Annotated in this window: 16 protein-coding genes and 1 tRNA gene; 7 read left to right on the top strand and 10 right to left on the bottom strand. The window is 66.9% G+C overall.

Annotated elements, in window-relative coordinates:
* Positions 1-326 precede the first annotated feature (326 nt).
* From ald to Q368_RS0120005, 6 genes are all read right to left on the bottom strand, one after another.
* Positions 327-1439 (bottom strand): alanine dehydrogenase, encoded by a 1113-nt coding sequence (ald, locus tag Q368_RS0119980; protein ID WP_029460811.1) that lies wholly within the window; start codon positions 1437-1439, stop codon positions 327-329.
* 345 nt (positions 1440-1784) lie between these two features.
* The gene (locus tag Q368_RS0119985; protein ID WP_029460812.1) at positions 1785-3353 is read right to left on the bottom strand and encodes a sigma 54-interacting transcriptional regulator; all 1569 of its coding nucleotides are present in this window, start codon (positions 3351-3353) and stop codon (positions 1785-1787) included.
* Positions 3354-3396: 43 nt separating this feature from the next.
* Positions 3397-4404, bottom strand: a complete 1008-nt coding sequence (locus Q368_RS0119990) for an inorganic phosphate transporter (RefSeq protein ID WP_029460813.1) — start codon at positions 4402-4404, stop codon at positions 3397-3399.
* Positions 4397-5032 carry a DUF47 domain-containing protein gene (locus Q368_RS0119995; protein ID WP_029460814.1) on the bottom strand — a complete coding sequence of 212 codons (636 nt, stop codon included), beginning with the start codon at positions 5030-5032 and terminating at the stop codon, positions 4397-4399. The genes Q368_RS0119990 and Q368_RS0119995 overlap by 8 nt, the downstream gene beginning before the upstream one ends.
* 77 nt (positions 5033-5109) lie before the next feature.
* Complete coding sequence (locus Q368_RS0120000) at positions 5110-6801, bottom strand: histidine kinase dimerization/phospho-acceptor domain-containing protein (RefSeq protein ID WP_029460815.1); 1692 nt, start codon at positions 6799-6801, stop codon at positions 5110-5112.
* Between the two features lie 118 nt (positions 6802-6919).
* Positions 6920-8812 (bottom strand): esterase/lipase family protein, encoded by a 1893-nt coding sequence (locus Q368_RS0120005; RefSeq protein ID WP_029460816.1) that lies wholly within the window; start codon positions 8810-8812, stop codon positions 6920-6922.
* A 113-nt stretch (positions 8813-8925) separates the two neighbouring features.
* Between Q368_RS0120005 and Q368_RS0120010 the strand changes: the two genes are divergently transcribed.
* From Q368_RS0120010 to Q368_RS0120030, 5 genes are all read left to right on the top strand, one after another.
* On the top strand, positions 8926-9342 hold the full coding sequence (locus tag Q368_RS0120010; protein WP_029460817.1) for a hypothetical protein: 417 nt from the start codon (positions 8926-8928) through the stop codon (positions 9340-9342).
* A 75-nt stretch (positions 9343-9417) separates the two neighbouring features.
* Positions 9418-10968 (top strand): methyl-accepting chemotaxis protein, encoded by a 1551-nt coding sequence (locus tag Q368_RS0120015; RefSeq protein ID WP_029460818.1) that lies wholly within the window; start codon positions 9418-9420, stop codon positions 10966-10968.
* Between the two features lie 31 nt (positions 10969-10999).
* The gene (locus Q368_RS0120020; RefSeq protein WP_029460819.1) at positions 11000-11194 is read left to right on the top strand and encodes a hypothetical protein; all 195 of its coding nucleotides are present in this window, start codon (positions 11000-11002) and stop codon (positions 11192-11194) included.
* A gap of 74 nt (positions 11195-11268) precedes the next feature.
* Positions 11269-11871 carry a hypothetical protein gene (locus Q368_RS0120025; protein ID WP_029460820.1) on the top strand — a complete coding sequence of 201 codons (603 nt, stop codon included), beginning with the start codon at positions 11269-11271 and terminating at the stop codon, positions 11869-11871.
* Between the two features lie 14 nt (positions 11872-11885).
* The gene (locus Q368_RS0120030) at positions 11886-12299 is read left to right on the top strand and encodes a bacteriohemerythrin (RefSeq protein WP_029460821.1); all 414 of its coding nucleotides are present in this window, start codon (positions 11886-11888) and stop codon (positions 12297-12299) included.
* A gap of 93 nt (positions 12300-12392) precedes the next feature.
* Here the strand turns inward: Q368_RS0120030 and Q368_RS0120035 are convergent, their stop codons facing one another.
* The 4 genes from Q368_RS0120035 to Q368_RS0120050 form a co-directional block, all read right to left on the bottom strand.
* Complete coding sequence (locus Q368_RS0120035) at positions 12393-12722, bottom strand: hypothetical protein (RefSeq protein WP_029460822.1); 330 nt, start codon at positions 12720-12722, stop codon at positions 12393-12395.
* Positions 12723-13593: 871 nt separating this feature from the next.
* Positions 13594-15408: a methyl-accepting chemotaxis protein gene (locus Q368_RS0120040; protein ID WP_029460823.1), complete on the bottom strand. Its 1815-nt coding sequence runs from the start codon at positions 15406-15408 to the stop codon at positions 13594-13596.
* Between the two features lie 167 nt (positions 15409-15575).
* Positions 15576-17519, bottom strand: coding sequence for a methionine--tRNA ligase (gene metG / locus Q368_RS0120045; RefSeq protein ID WP_029460824.1), 1944 nt, complete (start codon positions 17517-17519; stop codon positions 15576-15578).
* On the bottom strand, positions 17516-18769 hold the full coding sequence (locus Q368_RS0120050; RefSeq protein ID WP_029460825.1) for a regulatory iron-sulfur-containing complex subunit RicT: 1254 nt from the start codon (positions 18767-18769) through the stop codon (positions 17516-17518). The genes metG and Q368_RS0120050 overlap by 4 nt, the downstream gene beginning before the upstream one ends.
* Positions 18770-18950: 181 nt before the next feature.
* On the opposite strand from Q368_RS0120050, the gene Q368_RS0120055 reads away from it, so the two are divergent.
* Positions 18951-19026 (top strand) — tRNA-Lys (locus Q368_RS0120055).
* A 233-nt stretch (positions 19027-19259) separates the two neighbouring features.
* Complete coding sequence (locus Q368_RS27305) at positions 19260-19391, top strand: hypothetical protein (protein ID WP_281174650.1); 132 nt, start codon at positions 19260-19262, stop codon at positions 19389-19391.
* Positions 19392-19482: the final 91 nt, after the last annotated feature.

The raw sequence follows: 19482 nt of genomic DNA on the forward strand, positions 1-19482 counted from the left end.
TCACAGGGGACCGACGCTGCCTGGCGATACCTCCTCGCTTTCCGTTGCGCGCCGCCGGCAGGGCGGCTGGGCGGTTGTGGTGTCCTTGCCTTCCATGGCGCATCCCCGGGCTTTTATGAAATGCCGCGATAGGAAGCGCATGGTTTCCGATATATGCTGGGGACGGGCGGCGGGCCGCCGGAGCCCCTTCGCGGTCCTTGCCGGAACGGCGCGGGACGGTCCGCGGGCGCGCCCGGAGACGGCCGCCACGGCCGGGGAACCTCCCCGGCCGCGGCGGCCGCGTCCGTTGGCGAGGCGCGCGCGGGCATCCCGCCGGGCCGTGGGTCCTACAGCAGGGATTCCACCGAAGTGTATTCGAGGCCGAAGGCGTCGGAGACGCCCTTGAAGGTGACCTTGCCGCCGACGACGTTGGCCCCGTTCTTGATCTCCAGGGTGTCGCGCATGGCCTGCTTCCAGCCCTTGGAGGCGATCTCCAGGGCATAGGGCAGCGTGGCGTTGGTCAGGGCCAGGGTCGAGGTTTTGGCCACCGCGCCGGGCATGTTGGCCACGCAGTAGTGGATCACGCCGTCCACGGTGTAGATGGGGTCGCCATGGGTCGTGGGCTTGGAGGTCTCGAAGCAGCCGCCCTGGTCGATGGCCACGTCCACGAGCACGGAGCCCTTCTTCATGGTCTTGAGCATATCGCGGGTGACGAGCTTGGGCGCTTTGGCGCCGGGGATGAGCACCGCGCCGATGACGACGTCCGCGCGGGCGACGAGGTCGCGGATGACGGCCGGGCTCGACATCAGGGGAATGCAGTTTTTGGGCATGATGTCGCTCAGGTAGCGCAGGCGGTCCAGGTCGAGGTCCAGGATGTAGACCTTCGCGCCCAGGCCGCAGGCCATCTTGGCCGCGTTGGCGCCCACTTCGCCGCCGCCGATGACCACCACCGTGCCGGGATCGACGCCGGGCACGCCGCCGAGCAGGATGCCCAGGCCCCCGTGCTCCATCTCCAGATATTTCGCGCCCTGCTGGATGGCCATGCGGCCGGCCACTTCGCTCATGGGCGTGAGCAGCGGCAGCGAGCCGTCGGCCTTCTGCATGGTTTCGTAGGCGATGCCCACGCACTTGCTCTTGATCAGCGCCATGGTCTGGCGCTCGTCGGCGGCCAGGTGCAGGTAGGTGAACACGATCTGCCCCTCGCGGATCAGGTCGTACTCGGCGGGCATGGGCTCCTTGACGTGCATGACCATGTCGGCGCGCGCGTAGATGTCCTTGGCCGCGGCCACGATCTCGGCCCCGGCGGCCTTGTACGCGGCGTCCTCGAAGCCGCTGCCGGCCCCGGCGTTCTGTTCGACGAGGAGGGTATGGCCGTTTTGGCACATCACTTCCACGCCAGAGGGGGTCATGCAGACGCGATTTTCTTCGGATTTGATTTCCTTGAGGATGCCAACGATCATGATCTTGCTCCGGTTTGATTTTGAGGTTGCGTGCGCCGCGCCCATGCGCGTTTCAGGCAGTTAAGCAAGTCCCTTGCCAACATCCCCTTCCGGGTGCGGGCGCTGCCGCGGGAGCGTGCCTCCCGGATTCCCGGGAAAAACTCCCGGGAACAATCTCCATATTTACAGGAAATTAGCTGAGCTGCGCGGGAAAGCGACGCAAGACCGCTTGCGAACGTGTGCCGCCGCAATCGCCTTGGTCCCAAAGGCCAACGGAATTATTTCGTTCCAGCAGCCCCAAGGATTCAGATATCACGTTGAAATAAAAACAAAGACAAGTGGAAACATATCATTCCACATGGAATTTTATGTTTCCAATCCGTGTTTGCGCAGCTTGTTGCGCAGGGCCGTATGGGAGATGCCGAGCTCGCGGGCGACGCGGCGCATGCTCTTGCGCCCGGCAAGCGCCCCCTCCAGGAGGCCGCGCTCGTAGCGGGCAAGCGCCTCGCGCAGGGAACCCGCCGCCTCCCCGGCCATGGCGGCAGGGTACGCGACGCCGCGCCCGGATTCCTGAAAGAGCAGGATGGCGTCCGCATCGATCACGCTCGCGTCGCAGAGGATGGCCGAACGCTCGACCACGTTTTTGAGCTCGCGCACATTGCCCGGCCAGTGGTGGCGCGTCAGCTTGTGCCGCGCGCCCTCGTCGAAGGCGCGCAGTTCCTTGCCCAGGCGCGCGGTGAGCAGAAAGAGGAAATGCTCGGCCAGGGGCAGGATGTCGTCCCGGCGTTCCCGCAGGGGGGGGATGGTCAGGGGCAGGACGTTGATGCGGTAATAGAGGTCCTCGCGGAACTGGCGTTTTGCCACGAGTTCCTCGAGGTTGCGATTGGTGGCCGTGACGATGCGGGCCGCGACGGGCAGTTCCCGGCCGTCGCCGAGGCGGCGCACACGCCGGCTCTGGATCACGCGCAGGATCTTGGCCTGCGCCCCGAGCGGCATCTCGCCTATTTCGTCGAGAAAGACCGTGCCCTCCCCGGCCAGCTCGAAGAGCCCGGGCCGCCCTTCCTTGCGCGCCCCGGAAAACGCGCCGCCCACGTAGCCGAACAGTTCGCTTTCGAGCAGCGCCTCGGGCACGGCGGCGCAGTTGATGGCCACGAACGCCCCTTCACGGCCGCTGCCGGCATGGATGGCCTGGGCGAACAGTTCCTTGCCCGTGCCGGATTCGCCCCGGATGGTGATGATGGCGTCCGTGGCGGCGATCTTTTCGGCCATGGCCAGGGCCTGGCGCAGGGCCGGGCTCGAGCCCACGATGTCGTTGAAGCTCACGGCCCCGAAGCCGGTCATGGACCGGGCGAGGTCCTGGATGTCCTCGGCGTCGCGGGCGATCTCCACGGCCCCGAGCACCGCGCCCGAGGCGTCGAGGATGGGCCGGCCGGTGGCGAAGTAGCGCAGGCGCTTGCGGCCCTGCGCCAGGTTCTTCTTGACGTTGTTGTAGCGGCCGCCGCGCAGGCACTCGAGAATGGCGTAGTCGGGCAGGGGCAGGTCACGGACGTGGCGGCCGACGACGTCCGCGCCCTCGCAGCGGAAATTGGCCTTGGCCACGCTGTTGACGAGGGTCACGCGGCCCTCGGCATCCACGGCCAGGATGGATTCGTCGATGTTGTCGAGCACGATGCGCAGCAAATTGGCCTGCTTCTCGTGGGGCAGCGCCTCGATGAAGCGGATCTGGGCGAGGTCCGGGAACGTGGCCAGCATGGCGAGGATGTCCTCGCGCGGGCACTTCGGCCGGCCGGGGTCGATCTCCAGGAAGACGTGGGCGCTGCCCTCCTTCTGCACCACTTCCATGGCCACGATGTTGTAGCCGTGGCTGGCGAGCTGGGAGGAGATGTCGGCCACGATGCCGATGCGGTCGGCGAACGTCAGGTGCAGTTTGCTCATGGGCGTCCCCGGCCGCCGGCCGCCGCGGGGCCGGGAACGGCAATCAGGATGCCACGCCTGTAACGCGCAGGACGAAGTAGCACAAGGCCGCGACCACGGCGGCGGCGGGGATGGTCATGACCCAGGCCACGACCAGCCGGCCGGCGATGCCCCAGCGCACGGCCGAAAGCCGCTTGGACGCGCCAACGCCAATGACCGTGGTCGAGATGGTGTGCGTGGTGGAGATCGGCGCGCCCAGGGCCGACGCGCCGCAAATGACCGCCGCCGCCGCCGTCTCGGCCGCGAAACCGTGGATGGGCTCGAGCTTGAAGATCTTGTGTCCCATGGTCTTGACGATCTTCCAGCCGCCGGACGCCGTGCCGAGGCCCATGGCCAGGGCGCAGGCGAGCTTGACCCAAAAGGGCACGGTCATTTCCGGGATTTCGCCGGAGAGCACCAGGGCCAGGGTGATGATGCCCATGGTCTTCTGGGCGTCGTTGAGGCCGTGACTCGTGGCCATGAAGGCCGAGGACAGGATTTGCAGCTTCTTGAACAGGAAATTGACCCGGTGCGGGGAGCTCGTGCGCACGAGCCAGGAGAGCAGGACCATGAGCAGGTAGCCGGAGGCGAAGCCGGCCAGGGGGGACAGCACCAGGGGCAGCAGGATCTTGTGCGCGATGGAGCCGTAGCTCGGGGCGTCCCAGCCGCCGTAGGCGACGGCCGCGCCGATGAGCCCGCCGACCAGGGCGTGGGAGGACGAGGACGGCAGGCCCCAGTACCAGGTGAGCAGGTTCCAGACGATGGCCCCGAGCAGCGCGGCCAGGACCACGCCGTGGCTGCCGGCCACCACTTCCGGGCGCACGATGCCGCTGCCGATGGTGTGCGCCACGGCCGTGCCCAGAAACGCGCCGAGAAGGTTGAGCGCGCCGGCCATGCACACAGCGGCCAGGGGCGAGAGGACCTTGGTCGAGACGATGGTGGCGATGGCGTTGGCGCTGTCGTGGGCCCCGTTGGTGAAGTCAAACAGCAGGGCGATGACCACGATGGCCATAAGCAGCGCGAAATCAGGCATTTTTGAGCACCACGCCTTCCAGTACGTCGGAGAGCGCCTCGGTGCGCTCGACGGCCGCTTCGATGCGGTCGAACAGGTGCTTCCATTTGACGATGTCGAGGATGGCGGCATAGTCGCCCCTCTCGTCCCCGCCGTCGTAAAGCTCGCCGATGCCGACCATGAGCAGGGTCTCGCACTCGTGCTTGAGGCCCTCGATCCGGGCGAAGTGGTCCTCGGCCTGCTTGTTTTGCCGCATGCGACCGAGGATCAGGCCGACCTCCTCGATCATGGCCCGCAGGTTGGAGATGATGCGCCGGGCCGGATAGCGGATGCGGTCGAAGCCGAAAAGCCCCACCCGCGAGGCGATGGCCTTGATGAGGTTCAGGATGTCTTCCTGGGTAAGGTTGATCTCGTGGATGTCCTCGCGGTCGATGGGCGTGATGAAGGTGAGGGAGAGCTCCTTGGCGATGCGCCGGCTGATGGCGTTGCCTTCGGATTCGATGATGGTGATGCGCTTGCAGCGCTCCTCCAGGTCGTCGAAATTGGTGAAAAGCTCGTCGAGGATGATGGCCGCCTTGACCAGCTTGCGGTGTTGTTCGGCAAAAAGGTCGTAGAATTTCACCGACCTGGGGAACAGGCTGAAACCCATGGCTTCTCCGCTTTCGTTGTGTGCATGCAGGGAAGCCGCAGGTCCGGACGACTTCCCGAAATCGTCGGCGTCCGTCCTCAGGCCACGCTCCCGGCCAGGGGCAGGCGCACCACCCGGGTCGCGCCGTCGAGGAACGCCTCCCCGCCGCCGTCGGCCAGCTCGGCCTGGGGCAGGGCGATGTCCAGATTGGCCGGCCCCTCGAAGCGCAACTCCGCGTGCCCGTCGCCCGTGGTCACGGTGACGGCCAGGGACACGGCGTCCGGGGTCTGGGACAGGATCGCGCAAAAGGCCCGCACCATGTCGTCGTAGTCCGCACGCACGGGGTACTGGCCTTCGGGCGCGCCCACGAGCCTCGCCGTCACGCCCTTGGCGCGCAGAAGCGGCGCGGAAAGGAGCAGCGCCTGCTTGAGCGCGGACAGGGCGTCGCCGCCCGGCGCGGCGGCGCGGGCCGCGGCGAAGCGCTCCCGGGCGGCGGCGAGCAGTTCCTCGATCAGCGCCTTCATGTCGTCGGCGGCGCGGATGACCGCGTCCAGGGACTTGGCCGGACCGGGCCCCGCGCCCTCCTCCCCCGTCGCGGCGGGGAGCATGCCCCGGGCGGTCTCGGCAAAGCCGCGCACCTTGGTCAGGGGCGTGCGCAGGTTGTGCGAGACGTCGATGACGAAATCCCGGAAAATGCGGTCCATGGTCACGGCCTCGGTGACGTCGTGGAAGGTGGCGACCCGCGACGCCCCGGCCGCGTCGCCGGCCAGGCGCGCGACCACCACTTCGACCACCCGGCCGCTTACGAGCTCGAACCGGCCCACACGCTCCCACGGCCCGGACGCGGGGTCGTAGGCGCCAAGCGCCCGTTCCACGCAAAGGGGCATGCCGGCCTCGATGGGCGTGCGGCCCGTGGGGTCGGGGAGCTTTTGAAACATCTCGCGCAGCGCCCGGTTGGCGGCCAGGATGCGGCCGGCCCCGTCCAGGATGGCCACACCCTCGGCCATGCTCTCGAGGGTGGCCTCCTGCAGGGCGCGGCGCTCTTCGATCTCGCGCACGTGCGCGCCGATGCGCTCGGCCAGGTGGTTGATGGCCGACGCCAGCGGCGTGAAGTCCCGGGCAGGCACGATGTGGATGCGCCGGTCGTAGTGGCCCTGGCCCACGGCCGTGACCACGCCCGCGATCTCCTTGATCGAACGGGACATGCTGCGGGCCAGGCCGTAGGCGGCCACGCCCCCGGCCGCGAACACGAGCGCCAAAACGGCGAGGATCGCGCCCCGGATGCGCGACAGCTCCCCGGACAGCGCGGACATGGGCAGCGCCAGGCGCAGCACGCCCGCCGGCACCCCCTCCCTGCCCGACCAGGAACGCGCCACGTAGAGCATGTCCCGTCCGAGCGTATGGCTCGTGCGCACGTCCTGGCCGTAGCCCCCGGCCAGGGCCTGGCGCACTTCGGGCCGGCCGGCGTGGTCTTCCATCTCCGGCACTTCGGCGGCGCGGACCGCGGAATCGGCCACCACCCGGCCGTCGACGATGTAGGTCAGACGAAATCCCAGGTGCGGGCCCAAGGCGTCGGCGAAGGCGGCAAGGGCCTGTTCGCTGTCGAGGCCCGGCTCCCTGGTGAGGAGAAACCCGGCGAGGTCCAGTGAGGTTTTGGCCCGTTCCTCGGCCTCGGCCAGCACGGCCCGCTCGGCGCGGCCGGTGGCGAAGACGAAGACGGCGCTTAGGACCAGAAGGAAGAACCCCCAGGTCCAAAGCAGGAACTGCAACGTGATCGAACGCTTGGGCATAGCTTCTCCCCGTGTGACGAAACCGTCGCGTTCCCGTGACGGTTTCGTGGCGCACAGAGGTATAGGCGGCCCAGGCTTCGGGGGCAAGAGGCTGGGGCGACCGGATGCCCGGGCGGGCTCAGGGGGCTGCGGGCGACGCGGCGCCTTCCTGCAAATGCAGGAGCAGGATGCGGCGCATCTCGCGGATGGCCAGGGGATGTTCGTGGGCGCTGTGGCCGGAATGGACGACCAGTTCCGATTGCGCGCCGTCGAGGTGGGAGCTCGCGTACGGGACCACGCCGTCCGTGCCGCCGGTGCGGCCGCCCTGCTTCTCGTCGCCGATGATCGAATGGTAGGGCACGACGATGGGCGCTTCGGCCAACCCCTGGAGCATGGCATTTTTCGGAGACAGGCTGTCGATGCCGGTGATCCCGGGCATGTCCTTGTCCTTGGCCCTCGGCCCCATGGCCCGCAGCAGGGCCGCGCCCACGCTGGTGACCGGCTTGAGCACCGTGACCGGCAAGGTGATGAGCGCGCGCCCGATCTTGCCGACCACGCCCAGGGCAAGGTCCGAGCCGCGGTGCGGCACGGACACGAAGATGATCCGGGAGACGTAGGGCCTGGGGGTGAAGTAGAAGGCCTCGCGCACGAGGGCCTTGTCCCTGGCCGGCACGGCCAGGGCGTCGAGCGGTGTCTTGGACACCTTCGCCCAGAGCGCGTCGCCGCCCTCCTCGGCCAGGGTCTTGGCAAGCAGCCCGCCCATGCTGTGCCCGACGACCACCATGCGCGCGAAATTGGGATTGGTCCCGTCCGGGTCCACGGTATGGCGCACCTCGTCGAGGGACCGGCGCAGGGTCATGGCGGAATAGAGCACGGGATTGCCCGTGGGGTAGCGAAAAAACCAGAACTGGTAACGCTCGCGCAGTTCGGGGTCGCCCATGAGGCCGTTGAAGACGTTGGCCCAGGTGGTCGGGCTCGACATCAGGCCGTGGACGAAGACCACGGGGATCTTGCCCGGGTCGTAGGGCTGCAACATGTAGAGCCCGGAGAGCTTTTCCCAGGCCGCCGGGTTCATCATGCCTTCCAGGCCGTTCGGCTCCGGGGACTGCTGCATCATGAGCGCCAGCGGCGTGGTCAGGTCGTATTCCATGGACACGCGCCGGCCCTCGACCGTGAGGGACGTGCCGCGCATAGGGTCGTGCACCTCCAGGGTGGCATCGTAGACGAGGGCCCCGGAGGTTTTGGCCTCGGGGCGCGGGGAAAAGCGCAGGAAGAGCGTGGCGGCATAGGTCTGGCGCAGCTTGGGCGTGAAACGGTCCGCGGCCGTGCGCGAGGCCTCGGGCGGCGGCCGGCGCACCACGGCCATGGGCACGCCAAGCCCCAGGCGCACCTGCTGCGGCGTGAGGCCGACGACCTCGAATTCGTAGGCAAGGTGGTAGCTTTCGAGCTCGTCCGGGGCGAAGGCGAGCTGGGAGGAGCGCCCGGTCAGGCGCACCTTGCCACGCAGCCACGGCAGTTCGCGGCCGTCGGCGTAGACCAGTCCGGCCTCGCGGGCGTAGAGCGCGTAGTTGGCCAGGGAGCGGTTGTAGAACTCCATGGCCTGACGCGAATAGGGATGGTAGATATCCAGTTCCGGGGCAAGGGCGTCGTCGAACAGGTAGGCGTAGGCGTAAAGGGCGCTCGACAGATAGCAGGAAGCGGCGCGCTCCTTGTCGGCGTGCGCTTTCTTCCCTTCGTAATAACACAATTCCGAGAGCACGAAAAAGGCTTCGCGGTCCTTAAGCGCGCGCGCCTCCCGGTCCAGGGCCAGAAGCATGGATTCGGCGTCGGCCTTCCAGGCCGTTTCCAGATCGCGCTGGCGCACGAAGACAAGGGAGCGCTCCGAGGGGCGGGAGGAATTGAGCGCCGTGCGATCGAACTCCCGGGTCCGCGTATCCATGGACACGGGCTTGACGCCGATGCGGGCGCAGCCGGCAAGAAGCGCCAGCGCCAGGCACCAGCCAAGGACCGTGAAAATCCTGCGTGTCGTCATAAAACGCGCTCCACCCGCCGCCAGAAGCGACCAAACGGCGCAGCGGCTTTACAGCAATGAGGAAAAGGAATAAAAATGAGAACCCTCATTTTCCTTAAAAAGGAGCCTCCGCCATGCGCAGCCTGCTGACCGCCGTCTGTCTCGCCTGTGCGTCCCTGGCCCTTTGCGCCTGCAACGGCCTGTACGCCATCAGCTCCAAGGACGCTTCCGGCAAGCCCGGCGTCTACGCCTCCGTGAACAAGGCCCCCGATCCGCTGCTCGTCGGCTGCTACATCCGCAGCAGTCCAAGCGAGTACAATCGCCCCAACAAGTACGAGTTCTGCCTCGTGCGCGAGGGCGACCGCTACGCCATGTTCTATTATGTGATGGACGGCAAAACCCTGGCCACGTTCAAGGACTGGACCGGGGCGGTCATAGACGGCGAATCCGTAACCGCCAATTATGACGGCTCGCGCTATTTCGTCAAGGACGGCACAGTCTGGCAGATGACCACGACCGGCGGGCCCCACCGCATGCTGCGCATGCCTTGACGCCGCCCCCGCGAGGCGGCGCAACGGGGAGGAGCGTTTTTTTCCTCACTGGCGGAACATGAAGGGAGATGTCCTATGCACGCGCGGACATGGCTCTGGCTTGGGGGCGTGGCGGGTTCGCTCGCCGTGGCGGCGGGAGTCGGCCTCGTTTCGGGCATCGGCGCGGGAACGGCGCTCGGCGCGGCCGCCCTGCCGGCGGCGCTTGCCGCGGCGGCCGTGCTGACGGCCGAGAACCGGCGAAAAGCGGAACACGACACCCTGTTGCAGGCCTTCGAGGTCCTCGGCTCCGGTCGCGGCCGCATCCCGGACGCGACGCCCGCCGCCCTGGCTCCGGCGCTTGCCGCCCTGGCCGAGGCCACACGCACCACGCAGGGCTTCCTCACCGGCATCACGGGGGGGCTGCCCATCCCCTTCCTGCTGGTCGATCCCAGGGAGCGCACGCTGTACACCAACGAAGCGACCATGCGCATGCTCGAGATCGACGCCCCGCCGGCAAGCCAGCTCGGCCGCACCCTGGCCGAGGTCTTCTACAACGACTCCGGCCGGGAAACGGTGGTCGGCAAGGCCATGCGCCAGGACATGGTCTTTTCCAACAAGGAAGTGACCATCACCGGGCACAAGGGCGGCCGGCGCGACGTGTTCTACAACGTCTTCCCCTTGAAAGACGCGGCCGGAAGCATCATCGGCGGGCTGTGCCTCTACCTCGACGTCACGGAACTGCACGCCAAGGAAGCGGCGCTGAGCAGCCAAAACGAGGCCATCGCCGCGCGCGCCGGCAAGGCGGGAGCGCTTGCCGGAGACGTGGCCGCAACCGCGCAAACCCTGTCCGACCGGGTCGCCCGGGCGAGCCAGGCCGCCCGGGACCAGCGCGCACGCCTCGCGCGCGTGGGCGACGCCATGGAGCGGCTTGGCCGCTCGGCCAGCCACATCGCCGACCAGGCCCGGGAAACGGACGCCGCCGCGCGCGCGACGCGCCAGCGCGCCGGCGAGGCCTCCCAAACCATGGCGCAGGTGCTTTCCGGGATGGAGGCGCTTTCGCAAAAGGCCGGCGCGCTCGGCGAGCACATGCGCGCGTTGTCGGACCAGGCCCGCGAGGTCGGCGGCATCCTGGGCGTGATCTCGGACATCGCGGACCAGACGAACCTGCTTGCGCTCAATGCCGCCATCGAGGCGGCGCGCGCCGGGGAAGCCGGGCGCGGTTTCGCCGTGGTCGCCGACGAGGTCAGAAAGCTCGCGGAAAAGACCATGACCGCCACCAAGGAAGTCGAGCGCACGGTCACGGCCATCCGCGACAGCGCCGAAACCAACAGCCGCGCCACGACCGAGGCCGTGGCCCTGGTCGGCGAGGCCGCGGCCATCAGCCGCGAGGCCGGCGAAGGGCTCGGCGCCATTCTGGAGCTCGCCGAGCGGACCTCGACGCACATCCGCGCCATCGCCGAGGCGGCCACGACGCAACAGGCCGCCGGGGAAGAGGCGGGCAAGGCCGGCGGCGAAATCGCCGGCGCGGCCGAGGACACGAGCCGGGCCATGGACGAATCCGCCACGGCCGTGGCCGCCCTGGCCCGGGTGGCCGACGACCTGGAAGCCCTTTTCCGCGAGGCCGCGTCGGCGCTTCCGGCCGGATGACAGCCGCGGCTTTTGCGGCTATACGTAGCCAATGTGGGAAACGGTTTTCATCATCGCAGGCCTGTTTCTGGCCCTGAGCCTGTGCCTGTGGATTTTCATCGGCAAGACCGCGCGCAAGCGCCACGACGCCATCGCACCGGGGAAATTCGATTTCGACAGCTTCAAGTCCCGCGAGATCGCCCGGCGCGGGGTGCATGACACCACGCGGTTCGGCAAGAAACTGTAGCCGCCCGGATCGCGGCCTTACGTCCGCGGCCGGCGGCCGCGTCATGCCCGATTCCGGGCGATCGAGGAGTTCGCATGTCCTTTGTCCGCCCATGGCCGTTCCTTGTCCTGCTCCTGCTCGCCGCCGCAAGCGCCCATGCGCAGGCCCCGTCCACCCTGGCCGGCATCAGCCTCGGCGACGCGGCCGGCCAGTACAAGGGCCGCCTCGTCCTGTCCAAGGCCCGCAGCGTCGGCGACGCGCCGTGGCTGCGGCGCATCCCCGTGCGCGCCGACGCCCATTTCGACAAGGGTTACGTCCTGGTCGGCACCTGTGCCGCGCCGGGTCGCATCGCCCGCATCAAGATGCGCTACAGCGACGAAAGCCTGGATTTTTTCCGCAAGATCAGCGGCGAGATGCTCTCCCGCTACGGCGACCCCACCGAATACAAGGGCGAGATCGACGGGCGGCTCATGGGCAACAAGTGGAGCTTTTCCGATCCCTGGTTGCGGCCGGTGAGCCTGATCCTGCAACGCGCCGAAGGAGAAGACCCGGAAATCGGCCACGGCAACACGGTCAAGCTGACCAACTGGGGCCTGCTCGAAGCCGAGCGCGCCTGCTGGCAGGAGCGCCATGCCCCGGCCGTGTCGAAAAAGCCCGCGGCCAAGACCGGATCGGACAACGGCTACCTGCCCCGCTGACCAGGAGCGACGTGATGGCGCAACCGGTTTTCGACGACAGCCTGCGCACGGGGTTTGCGAGCATCGACGAGCAGCACAGCATGTTTCTGGACATGCTCGGCGAACTGGCGGAACGCATCGGCGCGGGGCAGCACCGCCAGGGCGTGCTGGACGCCTTCCAGGGCATGCGCGCCTACGCCGAAGGCCATTTCGCGGACGAGGAAGCGCTCATGCGGGCACACGGCTATCCGGGCTACGCGGCCCACTGCCGCCTGCACGGCACGTTCACGCAGCGCCTGCGCGACCTGGAAGGCCGCGTGGGCGAGGGGCCGGGCCTGCTCTCCCTGGAAACCCTGGAGTTCCTGGGCAACTGGTTCATCAACCACATTCGCAACGAGGACCAGCGCTTCGCCGCTTTCGCCCGGACGACGCCGCCGGCGTCCTCCTAAGAGCCCGCCCCTCCGTTTCGTGCGCCAAAACCCAGCGGCCCGGAAGAACCTGCCGTTCTTCCGGGCCGCTATGCTCGATAGGAATCGAAATTACTACGAGAAGAAGTTGAACGTCGTGCCGCCGCTGCCGAACAGGGACGAGAAGTCCAGCGTCGAGCCGGTCGTGCCGAAGCTCGAGAACAGGTCGGTCGTGGTGCCGCCGAACAGGCTCGTGAGATCCAGCGAAAAACCGCCGGTCCCCCCGCCGAACAGGCTCGTGAAATCCAGACCGAAGCCCGTACCAGTGAGACCGCCCGTCAGGTCGAAGCCGCCGGTGCCCGTGGTGCCGAAGCCGAGAAAACCGCCGGTGCCCGTGTCTCCCCCGAGATTCTGAAACAGCGAAGTGAAGTCGAACAGCCCGCCGCCTCCGGATAATGTCGCCATGTTGCCCTCCCGTTATAAATTATGAACGATAATAACTTGTTAACGCTTCCCCTATCCTCGTACACGCGCCCTTGATAATCCCGATTTTTGTCAAAACCACAGAAAACCAACAGCGCATGCCCCTTAAGGCTTCACAGGAATATCCGCCCAGCTTGCCGATGTCAATCCATCCTTCTCCCGCAGTGGGCAAAATGTGCGCCAACAAGCTGAAAAAAGCGAAAAACCGCCCTTTCCGGAGCGCCGCCCCACGCAACGCAGACCATATTCCCGAGGAAATCACAATGGAAAACGGGCATCCTTGCTCCTGATATCGCGTTTGAAAGTTCCGATCAAGAATGACAGTGCGGTGAAGCATAAAGGATCAGTCCAGACATGAAACACATAAGTTTAATTCCCACTCCAACAACATCATTTTTTTATACAATTTTAACAATAAACGACTACAACAAACGAAAATACATGAGCTATGCAGAGACATCTTCCTGCACATCGGACGGGCCTCCGTACACTACGTTTCTTTCCTCCGCCATCCTCTCTGTATCGATATACAGAAAATCCAATTTCCCTTATCAGCATCATCGCCCCATCTCCCGCCCCCTGCCACCCCCCTCCGACCGAGACCATAATGCGATGCTTCGCCGACAAAAACATGCGTCCACGGCAAGCGTACAGAAGACGTCGCCAAAGGCCGTTCGCCAGGCGATACGCCAAGATTCGAAAACGCATATTCCACGTTCCTTGCGCGGACAGGCAAGGGCATCGGGACATGCAGGGACGAGGTGAAGGGAACGGAATCATTCGGGAGACGGAAACGGTGGACGCGCGGGGGCAATAAGTCACAGAAAAGTCACACGAGCGTCCCGCGCGCCCCCTAGCCGAAGACCTTGATGTCCGCGCCAAGGATGCCAAGGATGCGCCCGTCGCCGAAAATGGGCGCGGAGATCGTCAGGCAGTATTCGCCGGATGCTTCGGAAATATAGATGGGCGAAATGGACGTGTCCTGGTTTTCCATGGCCGAGACGAACCAGGGGCGTCGCGACCAGTCCTTGCCGCGCACCGAGCCCCCCTTGCCGCCGCCGAAGCCGGCGGGCGCGATGTTCTCCGTCACCTGCACACCGGATGCGTCCGTGGCGTAGAGCAATTCGAGAAAGGCATTTCCCGCCAGGGCGCGACGCATGAGCGCCTCCATGGGCCCCTGCGCCATGCCGGCCATCTCCGGCGCGGCGGCGAGCGCCTCCACCACGTCCTGGGCCGTGCCCTGGCCGATGAGCTTGAATACGCCGTTGAGCTTGATGAGCTCCTCGATCTCGCCGCCGAGGTTTTCGATGGTGCCGGCGGAACGGACCATACCCTCGGTGGTGCTCCCTGAAAGGTCGCGCACCCGGTCGATGGCGTGCTGGATGCGCTCGCTGGCCGCCACCTGCTCGTCCGACGCCGCGGCGATGGCCCCGACCTGGGAGGCGGCGTCGCCGGAGAGGCGCACGATCTGCCCCAGGGCGTCGCGGGACTGCCCGGCCAGGTCCGTGGCGCTGGCGACGGCCCCGGCGGCCTGGTCCATGTGCCGGACGTTGTCGAAGGTGCCCTGCTGGATGGCCTGGATGACGCGGGCGACCTCGGCCGTGGCGGACATGGTCTTTTCCGCGAGCTTTCGCACCTCGTCGGCGACCACGGCGAAGCCGCGCCCGGCTTCTCCGGCGCGCGCCGCCTCGATGGCGGCATTTAAGGCAAGCAGGTTCGTCTGGTCCGCGATGTCGGAAATGACGGTCATGACCTGGCCGATGGATTCGGCCTGCTTGCCGAGTTCGGCCATGTTGGTTTTGAGTTCCGCGGCGAGCGTGCTCACCCGGCCGATGGCGGCCACGGAGGCGTCCACGACCTCCGCGCCGTCCGCGGCGCGTCTGCGCGCCTCTTCGGCCGCTTCCGCGGCCTTCTCGGCGCTCTGGGCCACGGCGACGGTGGACTGGACCATGACGCCGACCGAAGCGGCGGTGTCGTCGATCAGGCCCTTCTGCTCCTCGGCCCCGAGGCTGACCGTGCGGGCATCTTCGCGCAGGTCGGCCGTGGCCTTCTTGATGGAGTCGGCCACGCCTTCCAGGGTTTCGCCGGCGGCAAGCATGCCGAGCCTTCTGGCCTGGTCCTTTTTCCCGGCGCGGTTCGCCGCCTGGGAAGCCTCTTCCGCCGCCGCGGCATGGGCGGCCACGGCCTCGGCCCGCTCCCGGGCCAGGGCGAGCTGGCGCTCGAGTTCGCGCACCATGGCCTCGAGGCTCGCCTTGAGCACGCCGAGCCGGCCGTGGAACCGGTTGTCCTCCGGCAGGGCGGCCGTATCGCCCCGCCCCACCCGATCGGCGTACCCGGCCAGCATCTCCAGGGGGCGCATCAGATAGCGGTCGAGGATGGCCAGGAAGACGCCGGCCAGAATCGCTGCGGCGGCCAGACCGGCCAGCCACGAGGCGGTCGCCGCCTTGCCCGGCAGCGCGTCCATGTCCCGCGACAGCGCGGCCAGGTCGGTGCGCAGCCGCTCCTTATCCCCCGCGTCCCGGTCCCGCTCGACCCTGGCCAGTTCGGCCTTGGCCGACTCCGCCAGATCCGACAGCCGCCAGGTGGCAGCCCCGTTGGCGATGAGCACCGTCAAAAAGAAGCCGATGATCGTCGTGAGCGTCAACCGTAGCCGCAACGAAATACGCATGCCCCCTCCCGAACTCCGCGCAAAAAAGAGAAACCGTGCCGTCAGGCCGTGCCGGCAGGAACAGGACGCACAACTGACGCGCAGGTTTCACCTGCTCGTAGCACAAGAAAGGGGCAAGTCAATCCCTTGCCAGGATTTCCATTTTTGGGAAAATCGTGTGCCAGGCCTCAGGAAACCCTGTCGCCTGGCGCAACAGGCTTGGACGGCCCGAGCAGGGCCATGCCGGCGGCGCTCTTGACGGCCAGGATCATACCGTGGGAGGTCGCCCCGCGCAGCGTGCGCGGCTTGAGGTTGGCCACGAGCACCACCTGCCGCCCGACGAGCTCATCCGGGACGAAATGTTCGGCCAGCCCGGCGACGACCGGCCGCGGCGCGGCTTCGCCGATGTCCACGGACACGGCGTAGAGCCGATCGGCCCCGGGCACGGGTGCGGCCGCGACGACCACGCCCACGCGCAGGTCGAGCCTGGCGAAATCCTCGAAATCCACTTCCGCCGCCGGCTCGGGCTTGGCCGCGGGCTTCTTCTCGGCCTTGGCCGCCTTTTTGGCCTTGGGCGCGGCGGCCGGGGCCGCCTCCTTGGCCGGGGCCTCCAGGCGCGGGAAGAGGTTGGATGTGGCGGCCACGGCCGTACCGGCGGGCAGCGGCGCAAAGACGCGGTCCGGACCGGCCAGGGAAACGGCGTCCGGGTCCGCGCCGAGCTGTCGCAAAAGCGTGGCCGCGGCCTCGGGCATGACCGGCAGCAGGCACGCGGCCGCCAGGCGCAGGCCGCCCAGGGCCTGGGCCATGACCGTACCGAGGCGCGCCGTGCGCCCTTCCTTGGCCAGCGTCCAGGGAGCCATGGCGTCGATGTATTTGTTGAGCCCGCGCACGAGCTCCCACAACGCCTCGAGGGCCCGCGAGAACTGCGCCGCGCCGAAAAGCTGAAGGAAATTGTCCACGGCCTCGGCGGCAAGGGTCGCAAGCGCCGCGTCGGCCGCATCGTCCTCCCCGCCTTCGGGCAACGTGCCGCCGAAATACTTGGTGGTCATGGCCAGACTGCGGTTGGCCAGGTTGCCGAGGTCGTTGGCGAGATCGGCGTTGAAGCGGCCGGCAAAGGCCTCCTCGGTGAAGCTCGCGTCCGCGCCGAAGACCATCTCGCGCAGGAGAAAGTAGCGCATGCCCGAGAGTCCGGCCTTTTGCGCCATGGCCAGCGGCTCGACCACGTTGCCGAGCGACTTGGACATCTTGGTGTCGCGCACGAGCCAGTAGCCGTGGACGTTGAGGTGCCGATACAGCGGCACGCCGAGCGACAGCAGCATGGTCGGCCAGAACACGGCGTGGGGCTTGAGGATGTCCTTGGCCACGAGGTGTTCGGCCACGCCCCACCAGGAGGCGTAGTCCGGGTCGTCGGGCCAGCCGATGGCCGTGAGGTAATTGAGCAGCGCGTCGAACCAGACGTAGGTGACGAAATTCGTGTCGAACGGCAGCTCGATGCCCCAGGTCAGGCGCGACTTGGGCCGGGAGATGCACAGGTCCTCGAGCGCGCCGGATTCGAGCAGGCTCACGACCTCGTTGCGGTACTGCCGGGGCCGGATGAAGTCCGGGTTGGCCTTGATGTGCGCAAGAAGCTGGCCCTGGTACTTGGACATGCGGAAGAAGTAGTTCTTCTCCGCGATGTATTCCGGCTTGACCTTGTGATCCGGGCACAGGCCGTCGACGAGCTCCTTTTCGGTGAGGAAGCGCTCGCAGCCCTTGCAGTAATGCCCGCCGTACTCGCCGAAGTAGATGTCGCCCTTGTCGTAGACGCGCTGCAGGGCCGTCTGCACGGCCTTGCGGTGGTCCGGGTCGGTGGTGCGAATGAACCGCGTCGGCGTGATGCCGAGCTCGGGCCACAGCGCGCTGAACAGGCCGCTGATGGCGTCGGCGTATTCCTTGGGCGTCTGTCCGGCCTTTTGCGCCGCCTCGGCGATCTTGTCCCCGTGCTCGTCGGTGCCGGTGAGGAAATAGACCTCTTCGCCCATGAGCGCATGAAAACGGGCCAGGGCGTCGGCCACGATGGTCGTATAGGCATGCCCCAGGTGGGGCTTGGCGTTGACGTAATAAATGGGCGTGGTGATGAAAAAGCGGTTCACGATCCGGTCTCCGGGTCACGGGAAGAGGGTTTGCCGCCGTGGCGGCCTTCGGGACGGCCCTCGGGGCGGCCGGAGGCGCGATCGTCCGGCTTGCGCCCGGACGGGCGGGGGTTTTGTTCGCCGCCCTGCTGCGGCTTGGAATGCTTGCGCCCGGCGCGGCGGGGACGCCTGGAATTGCGTCCGGAAGCGTCGCGCTCGGGGCGTGGGGACGCCGGAGCGTCCGCCGTATCGGCCGGCGCGTCTCCATCTGGTCGGGCCGCGGCAGGGGCCTGGGGCCTCCCGCGATCACGGTCGCGGGCGTCCGGCCGCCCTCCGCCGCGGCCCTGTCCGACGGGAGGGCCGGACCGGCGCTGGGGCGGACGCGCCGTGTCCGGATGCGCGCCTGCGCCCGCGCCGGACCGTTCATCGGCCTTCGGCGCGCTTGGCGCTTCCGGCAGGGGCTGCTTGGCCTCGGCCACGGTGCTCCACTCGTCCACGGTCAGCTCGCGTTCCTCGCCGACCTCGTCGAGCACGGTGACGGTCTCGCGGAAAAGGTTGGTACGCAGCACCTTGACCAGCCCCAGGGAGGTGGAGAACTTCTTGCCGACGCGGGGGCATTTCTTCTGGAACTGCTCGTAGTTTTCCTGCTCGAAGGACAGGCAGCACAGGAGCCTGCCGCAGATGCCGGAAATCTTCGTCGGGTTGAGGAACAGGTTCTGTTCCTTGGCCATCTTGATGGTCACGGGCGCGAACTTGCGCATGAAGCGGCGGCAGCAGCACATCTGGCCGCAGTTGCCGATGGCGCCGAGCATCTGGGTTTCGTGGCGCACGCCGATCTGGCGCAGTTCGATGCGGGTGTGGTAGGCCTTGACGAGGTCCTTGACGAGTTCGCGGAAGTCGATGCGGCCCGGGGCGGTGAAATAGAAGACGATCTTGCCGCGGTCGTGGAGCACTTCGACGTCCACGAGCTTCATTTCCAGGTTGCGGGATTCGATGCACTTGCGGCAGTAGGCGTGGGCCTCGCGGGCAAGGGCGTCGTTTTCGCACTGGATGTCCAGGTCTTCTTGGGTGGGCAGGCGGAAGATGGGTTTGATTTCCTGTTCGGCCGCATCCGGGGGCGGCGTATCGGCGACGACAGCCACCCTGCCCATGCCGAGGCCCTGCTCGGTCTGGACGAGGACGCAGTCGCCCAGGCCCACGACAAAGGGGCCGGAGTCGAAATAATAAACTTGTCCGTGGTCACGGAACTTGATGCCGAGAATATGGCTCATGCGCGCCCTATGGGTACGCCGCGCAGCGCGGCGGTTACGATCTGCAAGCGAGAAAAGATACGTCATTTACGAGCGGACGGCAAATGGCGCGTCGGGGTTGTCGAAATTTTTTCACACAAACACGTTGACAACCCCGGCCCGTCCGCGTAAACCGCTTCTTCGCCGCACATGAGCAGCGCACGGGCCATTAGCTCAATTGGTAGAGCAGCGGACTCTTAATCCGTTGGTTCAAGGTTCGAGTCCTTGATGGCCCACCAGAGAATTCAAGGGGTTAGCCCAAAAGGCTAGCCCCTTTTTCTTTTTGCCCTGCATTTTATTGCCACCCTATTGCCACTTTTTGAGGAAGGAACGGGAAGCCATATTTGCCAAGCCCGCCCGCGCCATGGCCCAAAGGTCGGCCCGGCCCGCTCTCGTCGCTTCCTGGGGCGCGTGGCAATGACGTGGCAATATCCCCGTTCCCTTCCCCGCCTACTCCCGGTATCCTGTCTTCATGCCCAAGCTGTTTGACCCGCTGGCGTGGTTGCGGTCGAAAAGCGTCACCGTCAACTTGAAGCCTGATGGCGAAATCGAGCTTCTTTTCGATGAGTTCACGCGCCGGGAAACCCGCGAGCGCATCAAGTGAGGTGGTCGCGGAAAATTGGACAGCCTGCTAAGCTATAGTCCTCAAGCGAGGAGGACGGTTTTCAATGTCCCAGCGACGGAAGTTTTCAGCG

The sequence above is a fragment of the Solidesulfovibrio alcoholivorans DSM 5433 genome, from assembly GCF_000702665.1.
GTDB lineage: Bacteria > Desulfobacterota > Desulfovibrionia > Desulfovibrionales > Desulfovibrionaceae > Solidesulfovibrio > Solidesulfovibrio alcoholivorans.

Excerpts from the sequence above, each read along its gene's own strand:
- Q368_RS0120030 (WP_029460821.1), top strand. The coding sequence starts at position 11,886 with ATGGCGCAACCGGTTTTCGACGACAGCCTGCGCACGGGGTTTGCGAGC.
- Q368_RS0120000 (WP_029460815.1), bottom strand. The coding sequence starts at position 6,801 with ATGCCCAAGCGTTCGATCACGTTGCAGTTCCTGCTTTGGACCTGGGGG.
- Q368_RS0119985 (WP_029460812.1), bottom strand. The coding sequence starts at position 3,353 with ATGAGCAAACTGCACCTGACGTTCGCCGACCGCATCGGCATCGTGGCC.
- Q368_RS0119995 (WP_029460814.1), bottom strand. The coding sequence starts at position 5,032 with ATGGGTTTCAGCCTGTTCCCCAGGTCGGTGAAATTCTACGACCTTTTT.
- Q368_RS0120005 (WP_029460816.1), bottom strand. The coding sequence starts at position 8,812 with ATGACGACACGCAGGATTTTCACGGTCCTTGGCTGGTGCCTGGCGCTG.
- Q368_RS0119990 (WP_029460813.1), bottom strand. The coding sequence starts at position 4,404 with ATGCCTGATTTCGCGCTGCTTATGGCCATCGTGGTCATCGCCCTGCTG.
- Q368_RS0120035 (WP_029460822.1), bottom strand. The coding sequence starts at position 12,722 with ATGGCGACATTATCCGGAGGCGGCGGGCTGTTCGACTTCACTTCGCTG.
- Q368_RS0120040 (WP_029460823.1), bottom strand. The coding sequence starts at position 15,408 with ATGCGTATTTCGTTGCGGCTACGGTTGACGCTCACGACGATCATCGGC.
- ald (WP_029460811.1), bottom strand. The coding sequence starts at position 1,439 with ATGATCGTTGGCATCCTCAAGGAAATCAAATCCGAAGAAAATCGCGTC.
- Q368_RS0120025 (WP_029460820.1), top strand. The coding sequence starts at position 11,269 with ATGTCCTTTGTCCGCCCATGGCCGTTCCTTGTCCTGCTCCTGCTCGCC.
- Q368_RS0120010 (WP_029460817.1), top strand. The coding sequence starts at position 8,926 with ATGCGCAGCCTGCTGACCGCCGTCTGTCTCGCCTGTGCGTCCCTGGCC.
- Q368_RS0120020 (WP_029460819.1), top strand. The coding sequence starts at position 11,000 with ATGTGGGAAACGGTTTTCATCATCGCAGGCCTGTTTCTGGCCCTGAGC.
- Q368_RS0120050 (WP_029460825.1), bottom strand. The coding sequence starts at position 18,769 with ATGAGCCATATTCTCGGCATCAAGTTCCGTGACCACGGACAAGTTTAT.
- Q368_RS27305 (WP_281174650.1), top strand. The coding sequence starts at position 19,260 with ATGCCCAAGCTGTTTGACCCGCTGGCGTGGTTGCGGTCGAAAAGCGTC.
- Q368_RS0120015 (WP_029460818.1), top strand. The coding sequence starts at position 9,418 with ATGCACGCGCGGACATGGCTCTGGCTTGGGGGCGTGGCGGGTTCGCTC.